Raw genomic sequence first — 18,318 nt, 5'->3', positions numbered from 1 at the left:
TCTTTTCTAAAAATATCCCTGTTTTTTTCTGTCTTCCATAGCCGTTTCAGAACGCTTATCATCGCTTCTGTTTCCTCGTTCGGTCTGTCTCATTGCCGATACTTCCTGTGCAATTTTTTCCACGGTATCTGCATCTGATTCTATGCCACCCGTAATGGTAATGTCACCAAGTGTTCTGAACCTTATTTTTTTTGTCAATACTTCCTCGCCCTCATCCAATTTTAAAAATTCGGAGTTGGGAATCCATGAATTGCTTCTCCAAACCACTTCCCTTTCATGGGCAAAGTAAAGTGATGGGATGGCGATGTTTTCTCTTTTAATATAGTTCCAAACATCCATCTCTGTCCAGTTACTGATAGGGAAAACACGGAAATGTTCCCCTTCAAATTGTTTGCCATTGAAAAGGTTCCACAATTCTGGACGTTGGTTTTTTGGATCCCATTGTCCAAAATCATCACGGTGTGAAAAAAATCGCTCTTTGGCTCTGGCTTTTTCCTCATCCCTTCTACCTCCACCAATTGCGCAATCCACTTTGTTTGATTCAATGGCATCCAACAGTGTGGTTATTTGAAGCGCATTTCTGGTGGCGTTCTTTCCTTTTTCTTCAGCCACTCTTCCCTGATCAATGGATTCTTGTACGGAACCAACGATAAGTCTAACTCCTAAACTATCAATTAGGTCATCCCTAAATTTAATGGTTTCTGGAAAGTTGTGCCCTGTGTCCACGTGCATTAAAGCAAAGGGAATCTTACTTGGATAAAATGCCTTTCTGGCCAAATGTGTCACTACGATGGAATCCTTACCGCCAGAAAATAAGATCACAGGGTTTTGGAACTGGGCCCATACTTCTCTAAGAACATAAATGGCCTCAGACTCTAACTCATCTAAATAGTTTAAATAATATTTACTCATTACAATTGTAATTTGGGTCGAATCAATTCATAAATTCTATTTACCGCCTCTTTTACGGACTCCATTTCCGTAAGCGTAATATCTGGATGTAAAGGTACTTCATATGGACTGGAAATACCTGTCATATCCTTTATTTCTCCTTTTCTTGCCTTCTTGTACAGACCTTTCACATCTCTCCTTTCGCATTCTTCCAAGCTTGTATTTACAAAAACCTCGATATAGTTTTCTTCACCCACCGCTTTTTTGATCAGGTTTCTATCCTTTTCATATGGGGCTACAAACGCGGCCAACACCACTAATCCTGCATCCACAAACAAATTGGCCACTTCACCGATTCTTCTATTATTTTCTGAACGATCTTCAGGGGAAAAACTTAAATCCTTATTGATTCCTTTTCTAACATTATCGCCATCAAGGGTATAGGTTTTAATGTTTTCCTCCACCAACTTTTGTTCAAGAGCATTGGCGATAGTGGATTTACCCGAACCTGAAAGACCAGTAAAAAATATAAGGAATGAAGAGTGACCATTGGCCTTTCTTCTATCCTCAATTCCAATTTTATAATTATGTTTTATGATGTTCTCTTCCATTTCCTTGCTCTATTTCTTTTATCAAGTCCATAATTGATCTTATACCAAGAACGCTCATGAAAATAATATAATATCATTTTGGTAATAACCTCAGCAAATCCAATTTTCAATCCTGTTAAAGGGTTTCCAGAAATAAACCATGAAAGGACAATGGTATCCAAAGTGCCTAATATCCTCCAAGTAATTGTTTTTATAATGTGTCTTTTTCTACTTTCCTCAATATCAATTTTTAACCAAACTCTCTCATGAAAATAATAGAGTGTCATTTTGGTGACTACTTCGGCAAATCCGATTTTCAATCCCGTAAAAGGATTCCCCGTTATTGCCCAGGAAAGTAGAATGGTATCCATTGTGCCTACCAGCCTCCAAGTAATTGTTTTGGCTAAATGCCTTTTATATGATACTTTTTGAGTCATTTATTTTACCAAGAAATACGGGTTCAAAAGGTTTTCCTTATTATACTTTAAATCTTCACCTGTTTCCCAATTTGTTACTTTCAATCCCATTGCTGTACATATCGCATGGCCCGCTGCCGTATCCCATTCCATGGTTGGGGCTACTCTGGGATAAATATCTGCCTTTCCCTCTGCCACGATACAAAATTTTAGCGAACTTCCCTTTGATACTATTTCAACTTCTTTTCCGTCATCCTTTAAATGTTGGATATAGTTTTCGGTTTCCTCGTTCATATGGGACCTACTACCCACAACACGGACAACTGATTGATTCGAATTAGTGGTAGTTTCCAATAAATATTCAGATGCGAAAATATCATTTGGAAGGCTCAGACTATCATTTAGAACAATTTTGTAAGATTTGTTTTGCGCAACATTTCCTAAATAAAGTTCTTTGCTTACAGGAACATAAATCACACCCAAAATAGGCTTACAATTGCTTATCAATGCAATATTTACGGTAAACTCCCCATTTCTTTTGATAAACTCCTTGGTTCCGTCCAAAGGATCTACCATCCAGCATAATTCCCAATCTTTTCTTTGGTCAAAGTCAAGGTTTTTATTCTCCTCACTAATAATTGGAATATCTGTATTTATCAAATAGGACATGATTACCTTATTTGACTCCAAGTCGGCTTGTGTTAAAGGTGAATCATCTTTCTTTAATTCCGTACCAAAATCCACAGAATCATATATTTTCATTATCTCCTGTCCAGCCTCAATGGAAGCCTGAACAGCTAACAAAAGTTGTTTGTCTAAAATTGCTGAGGTCAAATTATAATGTTTTTATGTTAATGGTTGTAAGGCGGTTGGCAAGATCTTATCTTTTTCAGAGAGCAACAAATCTTTTTGTTCCAATTTCCAATCTATTTTTAATTCAGGAGTATCAAATCTTATTCCCCCCTCAGACATTTTGCAATAGTAATTATCACATTTGTAAATAAATTTGGCAGTGTCACTCAAAACAACAAACCCATGTGCAAAACCTCTGGGAATAAACAACTGTTTATTGTTATCACTTGTTAACTCAACGGATACATGCTGTCCATAAGTTTCTGAATCTTGTCGCAAATCAACTGCAACATCCAAAACCCTCCCTTTTAGGACACGAACAAGCTTTGCTTGGGCATGTTTGCCTTTTTGAAAATGTAGGCCTCTTAAAACTCCTTTATTGGAGAATGATTGATTGTCTTGAACAAAATTTACTTCTTGCCCAATTGCCTTACAAAATGCTTTGTGATTAAAGCTTTCAAAAAAATAACCTCGTTCGTCTTCAAAAACCCTTGGCTCTAAAATAAAACAGCCTTTAAGCTTGGTTTCTGTTACTTTCATAAATTCTCATTGTTCAATATTCCCAAAAGATTTTTACCATAGCCACTTTTCATGAGTGGCTCCGCAAGAACCTTAAATTGCCGTGTGTTAATATAGCCCATTTCAAAAGCAGCGGCTTCAATGGCCCCGATTTTTAAACCTTGTCTTTCTTCAATAACTTCAACAAACTGTGAAGCTTGCATTAAGGATTGGAAGGTACCAGTATCCAACCAAGCTGTTCCCCTATCCAAAATACTTACATTAAGGGTACCCCTCTTCAAGTATTCCTTATTTATATCGGTAATCTCAAGTTCACCTCTGGGACTTGGTTTAATGTTTTTGGCTATTGAAACCACGTCATTATCATAAAAATAAATGCCCGGAACCGCAAAATTGGATTTGGGTTCAAGCGGTTTTTCTTCTATGCTTATAGCCTTTCCTTCTATGTCAAACTCAACAACGCCATACCGCTCTGGATCGTGAACCCGATAAGCATAAATAACACCTCCTTCAGGATCGTTGTTCCCTTGTAACAGTTTTGACAAACCTGACCCATAAAAAATATTGTCACCAAGAATCAAAGCTACCTTATCTTCCCCGATAAACTTTTCTCCAATGATAAAAGCTTCTGCCAAACCATTTGGTGCTTCTTGTACTGCATAGGAGAAACTGCAACCATACTTTTTGCCATTTCCTAAAAGTTCCTTAAAAAGAGGAAGGTCTTTGGGGGTTGAAATAATTAGAATTTCCCTAATCCCTGAATACATTAACGTCGACAATGGGTAGTAAATCATTGGCTTGTCGTAGATTGGCATTAACTGCTTGCTTACGGATAAGGTTAACGGATGTAATCTAGTTCCCGAACCTCCCGCCAAAATGATTCCTTTCATATTTCTCTGGCTTTATTGATATTGCTTCTTGTAGTAGTCTTTATAATCGCCTGAAGTCACATGGTCCAACCAATTTTGGTTGTCAAAATACCAATCAATGGTTATTTCTAGCCCCTCCTCAAAGGTTACGGTTGGTTTCCAACCCAACTCTTTATTTATTTTACTTGCGTCAATAGCATATCTTAAGTCATGCCCTGGTCTGTCTTTTACATAGGTGATCAACTCTTCTGATTCGCCTACCTTTCTGCCTAATTTTTTATCCATTAAACCACATAACAACCTTACCAAATCAATGTTCTTCCATTCATTGAATCCACCTATATTATAGGTTTCACCATTTTTTCCATGGTGAAATATTAGATCAATTGCCCTCGCATGATCTATTACATATAGCCAATCCCTTGTATAATTACCATCCCCATAAACGGGCAATGGCTTATTGTTGATAATGTTGTTGATGAACAATGGTATCAATTTTTCGGGGAAATGGTTGGGTCCATAATTGTTGGAACAGTTTGATACCACAAAGGGTAATCCAAATGTTTCTCCATAAGCTCTAACAAAGTGGTCTGAACTTGCTTTTGAAGCTGAATATGGAGAGTTTGGACTGTATGGGGTCGTTTCTGTAAAAAAACCAGTATCTCCCAATGCACCGTAAACCTCATCTGTACTAACATGATAAAATCGAAAATCTGGATTCTCTTTTGCACACTTAATGGCAAGATTCAATAAATTAACTGTTCCAAGAACATTTGTTTTAACGAATGCTAGTGGTTCGGATATTGATCTATCAACATGTGATTCGGCGGCTAAATGAATTATTCCATCAAATCTTTCTATTTCGAAAAGAGCACTTAAGAATTCAATATTGGTAATGTCCCCTTTTATAAAAGTATAATTGTCCTTTTCCTCAACATCTTTTAAGTTTTCAAGATTACCTGCATAGGTAAGTGCATCCAAATTAAAAATTTGATAGTCCTTATAATTTTCCACAAACCTTCTGACTACATGTGACCCAATAAAGCCTGCTCCTCCTGTTATTAGAACTTTTTTATCTTTTATTTCCACAAACTTAAATTAAGTTTAACTTAGGGGTTTTCGTTGCATTTAGACCTTTTAACTTAGAACACTGTTCTTCGGTCTTCGAGCGAAAGTACGATAATTCCTATCTAAAACAAGTTTGACCCTGTTTGATAGATCATTCTCCTTTAATATTTGCTTAGCAAAATCATACCAAGTCATGGGAACATCATCCGTTACATGATATGTGCCATATTTAATATTGCCTTGTATTACTTCATCAAGAATAAACTTGGTCAATGTTTCTGTATTGGTTGGGCACCCTATTTGTTCATCTGTAATTCTTAATTCAGCTCCTTCTTGGGCTTTTTTCAAAATTGTGCGGTAAAAATTATGCCCATACTTCTTACTATATAACCATGATGTTCGAATAATAAAATGGTTGGGTAATATTTTACGGATATTTTCCTCCCCTAGTAATTTAGATTTTCCATATTGATTGATAGGATTCGTTTTGTCTTCTGTTGTATAGGGAAAACCTTTGGTGCCATCAAAAACATAATCAGTTGAAATTTGAATCAAAGAAACATCTTCCGAACGACAAGCTATAGCTAGAGTTTTTACGGCATCAGCATTAATCCTAAATGCAGGAGTAGGGTTTATTTCTGCCTGTTCAACATTTGTGTATGCCGCACAGTTAACACAATAATCAAAATTACCTGTTGCAATTAAATCAATTATTTTCTTTTCATCGGTTATGTCTATTTCTTTCGAATTTTTAAATATAAACTTAAGATTAGAGTGCTCCGCAGAAAATTCTTCTATTGTCTTGCCCAATTGTCCCCCAGAGCCCAATACCAAAATTCTATCCATTGTCTTATTCTTCTCTATACTTTTTCAAAAATCTGTTTAGGTGCAATATCCATAAAATTCCAAAAACCAATGATAGTAAAACAATTGGAAGCTTAAATTTGTAACTATTCAAAATACCCTTCATCTCAACCCCTCGCGCAGGAAAATCACTTATGACATTAATTATTGTAGATTTATTTGCACGTTCTCTGTTCAAGGCAACCATTTTTTCTTTTAAAACGTCCTTTTCTTGAATAAGGGCCAGTTCGCGACTTTGTGATTCCCCAGATTCAGCCAAATTTATACTGGTACCTTGCATGGGTTTATCCGCCTCTTTTACTAAAACCGTTCTGTACAAGCTTTGTAAAGAGTCTATTTCAACCATTTGTTTTCTGTAAATGGTGTCTTGCATAGATAAGTTTTCATCGTTGATTCTTTTTTGTAACTTAAAATATTCGTTCACCGAAATGGAATTGATAATCGAAGGCTGCGTTTTTTTAGCAACTCTATTGTTGGTGCTTATCACAGAAATTTGATGAAACCTGGCATCCATCGAATTAAAATTTTCGAGATAATTTTGAAAATCAATTGTTTTAATTGTAGTTGTATCCAATTCTCGAATAAATTCATCGAACAGCTTAATTTTTTGATTTTCATCTGAATAGGAGTCAGTAAAAATCTCCTTTATAGTAGCTGCCTCTCTCTCTGTAATATTCAATGCGGTGGCCAAAGCAACAGAATCTTGAGCTTCTGCTAGGTCGTTATAAAATGAAATATTATTATAAAGTTGTTGAACACTATTAAAATTGGGTTCCACAACCATCTTGGAGACATATTTTGTTGGTGTCAATTTATCCAAAACAAATCCACCGACACCTCCTATAATAACGGCTGCCGCAATTATAACTATGTTCTTCTGAATAAAAAGAAGGAGTAGCATGAAAACATGGAAGATTCCTTTAAAAATACTCGCTATAAAATTGAAGAATTTCTGGAACGCATTTCCAATCATCTGAAACAATTGTCCCAAATCTATTTCATCTGAATTATTCTGATTTACTGGTTGGTCTGCCATACCCTTCTATGTGTTGAATATTTGTTTTAAAATCCTGTCTGTTATCAAATAGGTGGGTTTTACCCCTGTTGTTCCCAATCCACCAGAAGCCAATGTGCTTCCAGTTTCCAAGGGATTGTCAGATGCGTAGTATGCATAACGCACTTTTACATCCTTTTTTATACTTTTTCTAATTCTGGATGCTGATTGAATTGCCTTTTGGTAATGTACGCCCTCCATCTCCAAGCCTATCACATTCCATGTTGATTCATAAAAAAACTGGAGTATGTCCTTATTTTGAAGCGAGGTCCCCAAAACCGTAACCATGGTGCCCTCCAAAACTTTTAAGCCATTGCCTTCAAAATCTGATGCACAAAGTTCATTGTGAAACGGATAGTTGTCTGCCGTACCTTCAAAAATATGGGCGGAAGGAATCATCAAATCCCCTTTGCCTCCTTCCAAAATACCTGCTTTCCCCATAATCGATGCCGAATCCACATTTAAAAAATGGTTTTTGCCATCCTCTTTTAAGGGTTTCATTAATTCATCAATGGTTTCATAGGCTTGCTCCCCGAAAGCATAGTCCATTACAAATATAACGGGTTTTTCCGCTTCGGAAATTCCTTCAGCAAGTTCAAAACAACAACTACCATTGGCAAACTTTGCGGTATCAAATATCTGTACATCAATGTTCGCCCCTGATTCATCATCTATAAAGATCATCCCATTACTTTCAGCATGTGACTTTACCTTTTTATTGAGTGCCTTGTTCTTTTCGGAACTCAAGGCTTCAAATATCTCTAATGAATTGGTTTCTGGAAATTCCTCTGATAATGCCTTTTTGGCAAAAAGAGAGTTCATTACACTATGCATATTGGCACTGATAATATGTAGCGGACGATGTAAAAGATTATGTTCCTTAAGGGTCTGCTTTATTTTGGTGGCCCATTTTTCGCCATGTAAGTGATGGCCTAACCGCTCTCTTAATAGTGGGCTGAAAGTGATGGTCCTTTTCTCCTTGGTAGTTTCCTCCTCAATGGCCAGTTTGCCCAACCAAAAGATCAAGTTCAAAAAACGGTCTGGATCCTGTGCAGTTTTAAGTTTATCCTGAATATCGACTACCTCATCAAAAGTGCGCCCTAAAATATTGGCGGCATGAATCATGGCGACTTCTCTTTCGTCATTGGTTTTTTCCTCGCTCAGCACAAACTCGGTCAACTTATCCCAATCACGAATAGTTGCGGTTCCATCCTCCACCAAAACCCGCTTACAAATCTTTCCAGATTCGATGTATAAAAAAGTAAGGTGAGTTAGAATATCATAAATATCGCTTCGACCACGTGTGATCTCAATATTCATTTGCTCATCGTCGATGCGATAGCAATTGCGTCTTCGTTTTGGGGGTACAATGGGTTTTAGGTGTGATTTTGCAAAACCCTCATCCGAAGTAAGATTGATGTATCGGCATTCCTCGATACCATCGGGAAGTCGTTCCAAAACATAAATTAATCCATTGAGTTCCGCTTTGTCTTCTGCGATGGTTCCATAAATTTCTGGACGCAATAGCAAAAGAGCATTGCGCAAGGCATTGCCCGAAACTCCCGAAGGTTTATAAAATCCGCGATTAAGCAAATGTCGCATGGTGATGTACAAACGCTCAATAGCATTAGTGGACTCCTGAGCCCTAGTAGTTTGTTTTACTTCTGTTGCCATCATATCTAAAGGCAAAATAAGGGAATTCCTATGAAAAGTACTCTTTGGTGAGCTAACTAATTTTAAATGACTGAAGCCCGTCTGCCACTTTACGGTTATTAGCAAGCCGTTGTACTTTGTTTTGACCTCCAAATTTGCCAATAGATTTCATGTATTCTTGAAAACCGTTGGGTTTAATTAGAGTAATTTTTAAAGGTTGAAGAATGTGGCCGTCAATCAAATCAAAATAATAGCTATTTTGTTTTTTCATGCTTTCTTCAATAATGCTAGAAAACTTATTAGCATCAGAAGGTTGTTTTTCAAATTCAATTAACCATTCATGATAAGGAAGTTCTCCATCTTCTGGGCTTGTTTGCGGCGCCACGGTAAATTCATTTACCAAGGCATCGGTCTGTGCAATGGCCAATTGAAGGGCTTCTTCAACTTCTTTAGCAATAACATGTTCACCAAAAGCTGATATAAAATGCTTGATTCTGCCCGATACCACAACTTTGTAAGGTTTTTTACAAATAAACCGAATGGTATCTCCAAGGTTGTACCCCCACAATCCCGCATTGCTCGAAATTATCATAGCATAATCCACATCCAATTCTACTTCTGAAATGGTCAAACGCTTAGGACCCTCATCAAAAAACTCATCAGCTCGCACAAACTCATAAAATATCCCTGAATTTAAGAGCAATAGCATGCCTTTATCCTTTTGGGAATTTTGATAGGCAAAAAATCCTTCGCTGGCAGGGAATAATTCAATACTGTCCACTTTTCTACCAATCAGGTTTTCAAATTTTGCTCGATAGGGTTCATAGTTAACCCCTCCGTAAATGAACAATTGGAACTCCTTAAATAGGTTTCCAACCTTCATTCCTGTTTTGGCATTCAACTTTTCAAAATACATCTGCACCCAAGATGGAATTCCAGCTATCACCGTCATGTTTTCATTTTCGGTTTCTTCAATAATCTTATCCACTTTGGTTTCCCAATCTTCAATGCAATTGGTTTCCCAGCTGGGCAATCGATTCTTTTGAAGGTAATTAGGTACATAATGAGCCGAAATCCCTGAAAGTCTACCAAGTTTGATGCCTCCTTTATCTTCCAAAATGGGACTGCCCTGCAAAAAAATCATTTTACCGTCCACAAAATCGGCATTGCCTGTTTCATGAATGTAGTTGAGTATGGCATTTCTTGATGCTTCTACCTGATTTTTTATGGACTCTTTGGTTATCGGTATATACTTGGCTCCAGAAGTCGTTCCCGAAGTTTTGGCAAAATAAATGGGCTTACCAGGCCAAAGCACATCTTCCTTGCCATCTATGATTTGCTGCACATATCCTTTTAATTCTTCGTAATCACGGATAGGCACTTGTTTTGCAAAATCACTATATGATGAAATTGACCCAAAGTTGTGGTCTCTTCCAAATTGGGTGTTGGCTGCCTGAGCGATAAGCTCCTTGAATACTTTTTCCTGCGATTCAACAGGGCTATTGACCCATTTAGAGGTTTTTTGGGCTATTCTTTTGGCAAAGATTCTGGCGGCAAATGCTTTTAAGGACATTTAATCGAAGTCAATATAATTTTGGGGGTCTACAGGTTTTCCCCTTCTCCAAAGTTCAAAATGTAAGTGTGGACCAGTTGTTAATTCTCCTGTATTTCCAATGGCTGCTATCACCTCTCCTGCTTTTACCATGTCTCCTTGAGCTTTACTCAAAGAACCATTGTGCTTGTAAACCGAGGTTAAAGCGTCTTGGTGTTCCACAATCATTACGTATCCCGTTTCTGCTGTCCACTCCGCAAATAGTACTGTTCCGTCTGCAATGGCTTTAACTGGAGTGTCCTTGGGAGCGACCAAATCCACTGCATAGTGTTTTGTTTTTTGATCAAACCCTTGTGAAAGGGTACCGTCAACTGGAGAGAAAAGCAAGGTCGCCATGTTCTCAATGTTCCTTTCAAAAAGATTGTATTTGTCTTCCAACTCAACCTCTTCCCTCAGAAGTAAATCCTCTCGAATGGGGCTTAGGTCCACTGTTGAAGGGTCCAATTTATATTCCTCAAAAAGTGAATCACGATTTTGCTGGTTGTTTTCAATATCTCCGCGCAAAACCATACGAACATTATCTAAATACTTATTGGTATAATTTAAAACAGTGACCAACGAATCCGTTTTATACGTTAGCTCTGTGGCCTGTCTTTTAAGTTTTGTGGATGAATACCCAGGAATGTATTCCCTAAGTGGGGTAAAGGCAATAATCAGTGTGGTAACACCAATCAATACAATAATGAACAAAGTTCCAGTCACAAAAACATTGAGCCTGTTCAGTTTGAATGATATCTTTTCTTCAAAGGTACTTTCATTGAGAATCACCAAACGATACTTGTGCAGTAGCTTGCGTCTTATCTCTTTTCTTTTCTTTTTGTCCTTTGCCATAATTAACAAAGATAGTCTTAGATTTTAATTAAGGTGTTAAGCTTTTTAAAAAGCCATAGGTTTTTACCTTATTATTGAAGTAGTAAATGCTAATTTTCGTTAATCGGATACCGTCTTACAGTTCTTTTTACTACTTTTACTTTTCAATTTAAGTTTAGACATTATGATTTCTCAAACTATATTTCTTGGTATGCTTGGTCCATGGCAAATCGTATTGATTGTCTTGGTTGTTGTATTGCTTTTTGGAGGAAGAAAGATACCAGAACTTATGAGAGGACTTGGTAGCGGAATCAAAGAATTTAAGGATGCCACCAAAGAGGACGAAAAATTGGAGGGCGGCAGCAACGAATCCAAATCGTAAACCCTCGATTTTGTAAAATGTATGGCTGTTGAATGCCCCTAACCATGTGGGCTTTTCGACAAACAACCACAATTTTCATCCATACATGCCACAAAATAATCCGTTCACAACAAAAAGTTAACCTCCCCAATTCATTAACTTACTTTCGTTTTACAAATTAAGACGTTAGGCCCTCTATGCTTAACCTCCAAATAAGAATTTGATTCTTGTTTGAGCAGATGGAGAGTTAATGAAAAGACTATTTCTTTTACTTATTATAAGTGCTTCCTTGGCAAGTTATTCCCAAGAAGTTTCCCTTGTGTCATTAAACCATGACGGGAACAAGCCTGTGTTGAAGTCAAATTCCAATGCTTCCGAACCAGAGTCCAAGATTGTTTTGTTGGATACCTTGAAAAATCGCGATTTCAATTCCGATTTAAATGAAACTGGAAGTGAGGAAAGACTTATTGAGCAAGCGAATTTATACTTCGATAACATGTGGTATGCCGAGGCGGCTCGCATATATGACATTGTTTTGGAAAAAACAGAGGCCAAACATACCTCAGCCTTGTTGTCCAATGCAGGGGATTCACATTATTATACAGGAAATCTAGAAAAAGCCTATAAATGGTACAACGAACTTTATGATCTGTATCAAAATGAGATTTCTGACACCACTTATTCAAATTTCACCGAAACCTTAAAGGGTACTGGAAAATATAGAAGAGCCGCTGCCATTGCTAAATTAAATCGTTTAAAAAGAGATGAACCGCTTGCGGAATTGGAAAACAGCGAACCTTTAGGTTCCAATAGGGCCAATTTGGTGACCATTAAAAATATGGCCATAAATTCCCAGTACTCCGATTTTTCGCCCATGTTCCACAAAGATTCTGAAATTGTGTATTCTTCGGCGAAGGACTCTTCCATTTTTGTGACAAGAAAATATAAATGGACCAACCAACCTTTTCTTGATTTATATGTTGCTAAGCAAAAGAATGAAGACGGAGACCTGATGGGTTCCAAAAAATTCTCCAAGAAAATAAATACCAAATACCATGAAGCCTCGATGGCATTTTCTCCTGATCAGAAAACCATCTATTTTACCCGTAACAATTATGGTAAAAAGCTGAGGAGAGGTAAAAATGGCATCAACCACCTTAAAATCTATCGTTCTAGTTTGGTTGATGGGGAATGGACTTCTGCAAAAGAGTTGCCCTTTAATAGCGACGACTACTCCACAGGACATCCAACTATAAGTCCAGACGGTAAGAAAATGTATTTTGTGTCGGACAGACCAGGTGGATTTGGACAAACGGACATTTATGAAGTTGATATTCGCGAAAACGGAACCTTTTCCGAACCCAGAAACCTTGGAAGGTCTGTAAATACTGCCGCAAAGGAGATGTTTCCTTATATCGCTTCAAATGCGCTTTATTTTTCTTCTGATAGATCTATGGGCTTGGGTGGTTTGGATGTATACAAATCTGAGTTTACAGGAGAAGTGTTCAGCGTAGGAGTCAATTTAGGTACTCCCATTAATAGTCGCCGTGACGATTTCTCTTATATTATAGACACAAAAGGAATTCAAGGTTATTTTGCCTCTAACCGAAAAGGGGGTAAGGGAGATGATGACATCTACTCTTTTAAATTCACCCCAAACGAAAATCAAATTACTGGAGCTGTTACCGATTTTGTTTCTGATGAAAAACTTATCGGCGCCAACATTTCATTGATCGGTTCTGACGGTAAATTAATTGCTCAAAGTGAAACTGATGAAAACGGGCAGTATCATTTTGAAAATTTGGACCCAGCAACAGAATATACTTTAAAAGCCGAAAAAGAAGGGTACGATTCTAACACCCAAACGGCGATTACACAAAACAATGAGAATATTGAGGTTTCACATAAATTGCAAAAACAATTACTCCTAAATGAGAGTAAGGAAGCGCTCGAACTATTCGAACCTAATAATGTTTACTTTGCTTTTGACAGTTTTGAAATCAACACATCGGCATCAAAAGAGTTGGATAAATTGGTAACAGCCATGAATGCTAATCCAAAACTGGAAATAAAAATTGAATCCCATACTGATGCCATTGGCAACTCAGCATATAACAAATACCTATCCGATAGAAGAGCGAAGTCAACTAGAAACTATATTATCTCACAAGGGATAGACCCCTCAAGAATAAGAAGTGCAATAGGATATGGCGAGGAGCGACTCTTAAATAATTGTTCCGATGGCAACTATTGTCCGCCTGATAAACACCAATTAAATCGAAGGTCGGAGTTTATAATTCTCTCACAATAATAAAAAGGCCACCTAAATAGGTGGTTTTTTTATGGTTATTGCCCAATAGTGCATTTCATCGATCATTGGGCTCGGCAACGGATCTATTTCAAAAGTGCTGTTTATCGATCAATCCAATACCTTAGTGGATTTCAAGGACTCCTATTGCATTTTAGACGTTGATTTTGTGTCTTTTATCCTTTTGTTTTCCATTCCTATTTGCAAAAACAAAACTTTGTCATCTCAATAAATCTTAAAATCTTACTTATGAAAAGACTATTACTTGTTAAGGAAATTTATTTGGATGCATTTAGGAACATAGGCCACTTCGTTGTAGAAAGGTATTTTAAAATTTTCGCTTGGTTTAGTTTCATCATGTTCTTTATAGTGCTGTATGCCTTTATTTACAGGATTGCAACTGGTTTCGCTTTTGACTAAACATAACTTATAAAACAAAAAAAGCCCCAACTAAAGTTGGGGCTTTTTGATTTGTATGTGTTCAGAAACCTAGTCTGAAACCGGTTCTTCTGCTGGTTCAAAAGAAACTGTTTTCAAAATAGCTTCAAGCTCGAACATATAATCTCTTTTTTCTGTAGAAGGCGCAAATGTGAAACCTTCCAAAATCATTTTTCGATTGTTCTCTTTATCGTTTATAATATAGGTTAGAAATGGTCCAGCCATCGGATATCCGTGGATTTCCCAAACGCCTTTAACCTCTGCTGCCTTTTTTCCACCAATCTCAGCTGGGAAAACATAGGGAGAAAATGCCTTTTCGGTAATCATGTAGGTTGTTTTACCAGGCATATCTGGCCCTGGAATATATTTTTGACCAATGGAATCACGCATGCGCATAATGTCCTCTACCAAGGTAGAATCACTTTTAAAATAATCCCAAGGCATTTGGTAGGCAATAATGTTCATGGTTCCCTTCGGAATCTGAATATCCATCCAAATAAAATTATCTTCCCTTTTTCCCACTTTGTACAGTGAAGGAACCTTTAAGCTGATTCCAAATTCCTCTTCCAAAGCTTTATCCTTACTTAAAGAACGCTCAAAACGATGTTGTGCTTCGGTAATTTCAACTGCTTTAAACTCCTTGATAGCTCTTTTTGCCAAAGAATCCAAGTTTTTGATCAACACCTCTTCAGTAGGTCCTGTCACCACAGCTACCTTTTGTGGCTTGGCGTAGGCATCATCTTTTATGTGTGCCAAAGAAGTAGAATCTTGTTCCACGTATAAAATGGATCGAGAATAGGTTGTTGTGCCCTTAAACACTTTTGGAGGTAATTGCATTATGGTAAAAATCGGCTCTATTTGAGGTAGTCCAATAATTTGGGCAGCAAATTCATCTCGAATTTTATCCCCCACAGGGCCTTTCCACAATTCGGTGTCCATGACCACCGTTAAGGAGTTGATGCCCCCTGTTGAGGGTGGCAGAAATTTTTCTTTGGGTCCTGATTGGTTACAGGCCCCCAATGCCAAAATTGCAATGGCAAATAATAGTGTTCCTAATTTTTTCATCTTGTGCTAAATTTACGAAGAACAATTGCACAATTTAAGTTTTGTGCCCGGTTTTAGGTTATTCCCACTAATACCGTTCCATTCTCGTAAATTTTCAATAGAAACTCCTGGATATTTTTTAGAAATGGTCCAAAGGGAATCTCCTGATTGTACCGTATGCACTTTTGAAGCATTACTCGCGGTACTTGAATTACTTTTTGAAGTGCTACTGGTAGAAGTTGAAGCCACATAAGGTTTTCTCGGGAAAATGGTCAGTCGCTGACCAACACGAAGATCATTACTTCGCATTCCATTCCATCTTTTTATTTGACTTACACCCACACCATAACGTTCAGCAATCTTTCCTAAATAATCGCCACTTTTTACCCGATATCTAATTTGGTCTTGAGCTGTTACCATGTTGGGAAGTGGTTTCTCCAAAGAATCGAGCTCTTTTTTCACAAAGGCATATATCTCTTCTTCGTTGGAAACGAACTGTCCTATTTTGGTGGTTGGTAAACGCAGGGCATAATTTTTCCCCTCAACCTTAGGTATAATGTTCAACTTATAGGCAGGGTTCAACATTTCCAATTCCTCGGTGCTGATATTGACCAATTTTGAGATTTGATCAAAAGTGATAAGATTTTTTACATGAACCGTATCGGTGTCAAAATAAGGCCTATCTGCCTTTTTATATTGAAGTCCATGTTCCTCGGCGTATTCAAAAATGTACATGGTGGCCAAAAATGCAGGAAGATAGCCCGCTGTTTCACGTGGAAGAAATGGACGAATGTTCCAATAGTTTTCATACCCACCCGATCTACGAATAGCCTTGTTCACGTTTCCAGGCCCTGAATTGTATGCCGCCAAGGCCAAATCCCAATCCCCAAAAATGTCATACAATTTGGACAAATATTTACTGGCAGCTTTAGTGGCCATAATAGGGTCGTGACGTTCATCCACATAACTGCTCACATCCAATCCATACATTTTTCCAGTGGCATACATAAATTGCCAAAGTCCCTTTGCCCCTACTCGAGAACGCGCTTTGGGGTTCAAGGCAGATTCCACAATGGCCAAATATTTAATTTCTAAAGGAATATTTTGGTTATCCAATTCCTGCTCGAACAACGGGAAATAAAATTGACTGGCCGTCATCATCCGTTGCATCAAATCCCTTCTTCTTGTTAAAAACGATTTGATCACACTTTCTAAAGATGCATTATAAGTGACTTTAAATGGTGTTTTTTCATCCATTCGGGCCAAACGTGCCTTTAGTGTGTCGGTAGGAAGGTCGACTACAAAAATCGAATCTTGTTCTGGACCATTTTGAATTTCCAAAAGCATATCACTGAACAAATCTGCATTGCTGTAAAGCTCTTTAAGCCAAAGGCTATCGTACTTTCGAGCTTCTTCCAAATCCTGTAATTGATAAGTGCCGCTTTCCGATTTGGTCAATGCGACCAACTGCCCATCAATTTTGATTGGGGCAACATTTGCCAACACTTTGTTGTTGGCTTGTGATGTTGTGGAATCTTGCGAAGCTGGGTTAACCGCATCTGTCTGTTGTGCACATACAAAAGAGGTTACTGATAGCATCGCGGTGCAGACTGCAATTAGATTTTTTGGGTTCATTCGCAAGAGATTTGATTTTGGGGCAGGCGAAAATGGCGTTTTTTTTTGAAAAAATAAAATTTCAAGCGAAAAACAAATCATTTTCGGGGTCTCCCCCAATAACTCATAACGTGATAGTTAGTCCAATATTGCGGCAATTCCTGGAAGGGTTTTTCCCTCCAAACTCTCCAACATGGCTCCTCCTCCAGTAGACACGTAGCTTACCTTGTCATCAAACCCAAATTGTTTTACCGCAGCAACTGAGTCGCCTCCACCTACTAGTGAAAAAGCACCAGCTTGTGTTGCTTCATCAATATAGTTTCCAACAGCGATAGTACCCTTGGCAAAGCTTTCCATTTCAAAAACACCAACTGGACCATTCCACAAAATGGTTTTGGAGGCCAAAATAACTTGTTTGAAGATTTCCAAGGTTTTTGGACCAGCGTCCAACCCTTGCCATCCATCAGGAATCTTATCTACATCAACAAATTGAGTATTGGCGGCATTGTTAAAATCATCAGCGGCCAAAACATCAACGGGCAAATACACCTTTACGTTTTTAGCTTCGGCCTGTTTTAAAATTTCAAGGGCCAATTCCATTTTGTCGTCTTCACAAATGGAATCCCCTACTTTACCTCCTTGCGCTTTGATGAAAGTATAGGTCATTCCTCCACCAACAATTAGGTTATCGACTTTATCCAAAATGTTTTCGATAATGGTGATTTTGGAAGATACCTTGGCTCCACCCAAAATAGCGGTTACTGGTTTTTCTCCAGTTTGCATCACCTTGTCGATGGCCTTGATTTCTTTGGCCAACAAATAACCAAAGCATTTATTTTCTGGGAAGAACTTGGCAACAATCGTTGTAGAAGCATGTGCACGGTGTGCAGTTCCAAAGGCATCGTTCACATAAATGTCTCCATGTTTGGACAAAGCTTCGGCAAAACTTTCGTCTCCAGCCTCTTCTTCATCATGAAAACGAAGGTTTTCCAATAATAAAACTTCGCCGTCTTGTAAATTGGCAACAGCTTCGTCAGCAGCAGCACCCACACAGTTTTCAGCAAACTTTATTTGAACTCCGATAATTTCGGAAACAGTTTCACAAATGTGGGATAATGACATATCTGGATTCGCCTTGCCTTTTGGTCTTCCCAAATGGCTCATTAAAACAGCTGAACCTCCATCTTCCAAAACCTTAAGAATGGTTGGTTTGGCGGCATCTATCCTACTGGTATCCGTTACGTTGAAATCACCATCCAGGGGAACGTTAAAATCAACTCGGATCAATGCTTTTTTTCCTTCGAAATTAAAATCGTCTATCGTCTTCATGTAGTGTGGTCTTTATAGATTTCCAA

18 protein-coding genes are annotated in these 18,318 nt (G+C 37.9%); 3 read left to right on the top strand and 15 right to left on the bottom strand.

Going from position 1 to position 18,318, the window contains the following annotated elements:
• Positions 1-6: 6 nt before the first annotated feature.
• The 12 genes from cysD to BLQ18_RS02765 are packed head-to-tail and all read right to left on the bottom strand — an operon-like array spanning position 7 to position 11,219.
• The gene (gene cysD, locus BLQ18_RS02820; RefSeq protein WP_090292401.1) at positions 7-912 is read right to left on the bottom strand and encodes a sulfate adenylyltransferase subunit CysD; all 906 of its coding nucleotides are present in this window, start codon (positions 910-912) and stop codon (positions 7-9) included.
• Positions 912-1,502: an adenylyl-sulfate kinase gene (gene cysC, locus BLQ18_RS02815; protein WP_090292399.1), complete on the bottom strand. Its 591-nt coding sequence runs from the start codon at positions 1,500-1,502 to the stop codon at positions 912-914. The genes cysD and cysC overlap by 1 nt, the downstream gene beginning before the upstream one ends.
• Positions 1,484-1,918 (bottom strand): DUF2061 domain-containing protein, encoded by a 435-nt coding sequence (locus tag BLQ18_RS02810; RefSeq protein WP_090292397.1) that lies wholly within the window; start codon positions 1,916-1,918, stop codon positions 1,484-1,486. Before BLQ18_RS02810 ends, cysC begins: the two co-directional genes overlap by 19 nt.
• Positions 1,919-2,731: a 3'(2'),5'-bisphosphate nucleotidase CysQ gene (gene cysQ, locus BLQ18_RS02805; protein ID WP_262492768.1), complete on the bottom strand. Its 813-nt coding sequence runs from the start codon at positions 2,729-2,731 to the stop codon at positions 1,919-1,921. It abuts the gene before it with no gap.
• 12 nt (positions 2,732-2,743) lie between these two features.
• Positions 2,744-3,289 carry a dTDP-4-dehydrorhamnose 3,5-epimerase gene (gene rfbC, locus BLQ18_RS02800; RefSeq protein WP_090292395.1) on the bottom strand — a complete coding sequence of 182 codons (546 nt, stop codon included), beginning with the start codon at positions 3,287-3,289 and terminating at the stop codon, positions 2,744-2,746.
• Positions 3,286-4,158, bottom strand: a complete 873-nt coding sequence (gene rfbA, locus BLQ18_RS02795) for a glucose-1-phosphate thymidylyltransferase RfbA (RefSeq protein WP_090292393.1) — start codon at positions 4,156-4,158, stop codon at positions 3,286-3,288. Before rfbA ends, rfbC begins: the two co-directional genes overlap by 4 nt.
• 12 nt (positions 4,159-4,170) lie before the next feature.
• On the bottom strand, positions 4,171-5,226 hold the full coding sequence (gene rfbB / locus BLQ18_RS02790; RefSeq protein ID WP_417935092.1) for a dTDP-glucose 4,6-dehydratase: 1,056 nt from the start codon (positions 5,224-5,226) through the stop codon (positions 4,171-4,173).
• Positions 5,227-5,274: 48 nt separating this feature from the next.
• The gene (rfbD, locus tag BLQ18_RS02785; protein WP_090292392.1) at positions 5,275-6,051 is read right to left on the bottom strand and encodes a dTDP-4-dehydrorhamnose reductase; all 777 of its coding nucleotides are present in this window, start codon (positions 6,049-6,051) and stop codon (positions 5,275-5,277) included.
• 4 nt (positions 6,052-6,055) lie between these two features.
• Entirely contained in the window at positions 6,056-7,105 is a 1,050-nt protein-coding gene (locus tag BLQ18_RS02780; protein ID WP_090292389.1) for a hypothetical protein, read from the bottom strand.
• A 6-nt stretch (positions 7,106-7,111) separates the two neighbouring features.
• Complete coding sequence (locus BLQ18_RS02775) at positions 7,112-8,800, bottom strand: DUF6909 family protein (protein WP_090292387.1); 1,689 nt, start codon at positions 8,798-8,800, stop codon at positions 7,112-7,114.
• Positions 8,801-8,849: 49 nt separating this feature from the next.
• Positions 8,850-10,349, bottom strand: coding sequence for a GH3 auxin-responsive promoter family protein (locus tag BLQ18_RS02770; RefSeq protein WP_090292386.1), 1,500 nt, complete (start codon positions 10,347-10,349; stop codon positions 8,850-8,852).
• Positions 10,350-11,219 (bottom strand): M23 family metallopeptidase, encoded by an 870-nt coding sequence (locus tag BLQ18_RS02765; protein WP_090292384.1) that lies wholly within the window; start codon positions 11,217-11,219, stop codon positions 10,350-10,352.
• Positions 11,220-11,382: 163 nt separating this feature from the next.
• Here BLQ18_RS02765 and tatA point away from each other — a divergent pair, with 163 nt between their 5' ends.
• From tatA to BLQ18_RS16950, 3 genes are all read left to right on the top strand, one after another.
• Positions 11,383-11,580 (top strand): twin-arginine translocase TatA/TatE family subunit, encoded by a 198-nt coding sequence (gene tatA, locus BLQ18_RS02760; RefSeq protein ID WP_090292382.1) that lies wholly within the window; start codon positions 11,383-11,385, stop codon positions 11,578-11,580.
• Between the two features lie 229 nt (positions 11,581-11,809).
• Entirely contained in the window at positions 11,810-13,870 is a 2,061-nt protein-coding gene (locus BLQ18_RS02755; protein ID WP_090292380.1) for an OmpA family protein, read from the top strand.
• Between the two features lie 246 nt (positions 13,871-14,116).
• Positions 14,117-14,287 carry a DUF6747 family protein gene (locus BLQ18_RS16950; RefSeq protein WP_175443702.1) on the top strand — a complete coding sequence of 57 codons (171 nt, stop codon included), beginning with the start codon at positions 14,117-14,119 and terminating at the stop codon, positions 14,285-14,287.
• 69 nt (positions 14,288-14,356) lie between these two features.
• Here BLQ18_RS16950 and BLQ18_RS02745 read toward each other — a convergent pair whose 3' ends face one another.
• From BLQ18_RS02745 to BLQ18_RS02735, 3 genes are all read right to left on the bottom strand, one after another.
• Positions 14,357-15,370: a DUF4837 family protein gene (locus BLQ18_RS02745; RefSeq protein ID WP_090292377.1), complete on the bottom strand. Its 1,014-nt coding sequence runs from the start codon at positions 15,368-15,370 to the stop codon at positions 14,357-14,359.
• A gap of 12 nt (positions 15,371-15,382) precedes the next feature.
• Positions 15,383-16,984, bottom strand: a complete 1,602-nt coding sequence (locus tag BLQ18_RS02740; RefSeq protein WP_090293648.1) for a lytic transglycosylase domain-containing protein — start codon at positions 16,982-16,984, stop codon at positions 15,383-15,385.
• Between the two features lie 117 nt (positions 16,985-17,101).
• A complete protein-coding gene (locus BLQ18_RS02735) occupies positions 17,102-18,292 on the bottom strand; it encodes a phosphoglycerate kinase (RefSeq protein WP_090292375.1) in 1,191 nt (396 codons plus the stop codon).
• Positions 18,293-18,318: the final 26 nt, after the last annotated feature.

Origin of the sequence: Flagellimonas zhangzhouensis, from assembly GCF_900102925.1 — a bacterium.
Lineage (GTDB): Bacteria > Bacteroidota > Bacteroidia > Flavobacteriales > Flavobacteriaceae > Flagellimonas > Flagellimonas zhangzhouensis.
This window is presented reverse-complemented; position numbering and strand designations above follow the sequence as displayed.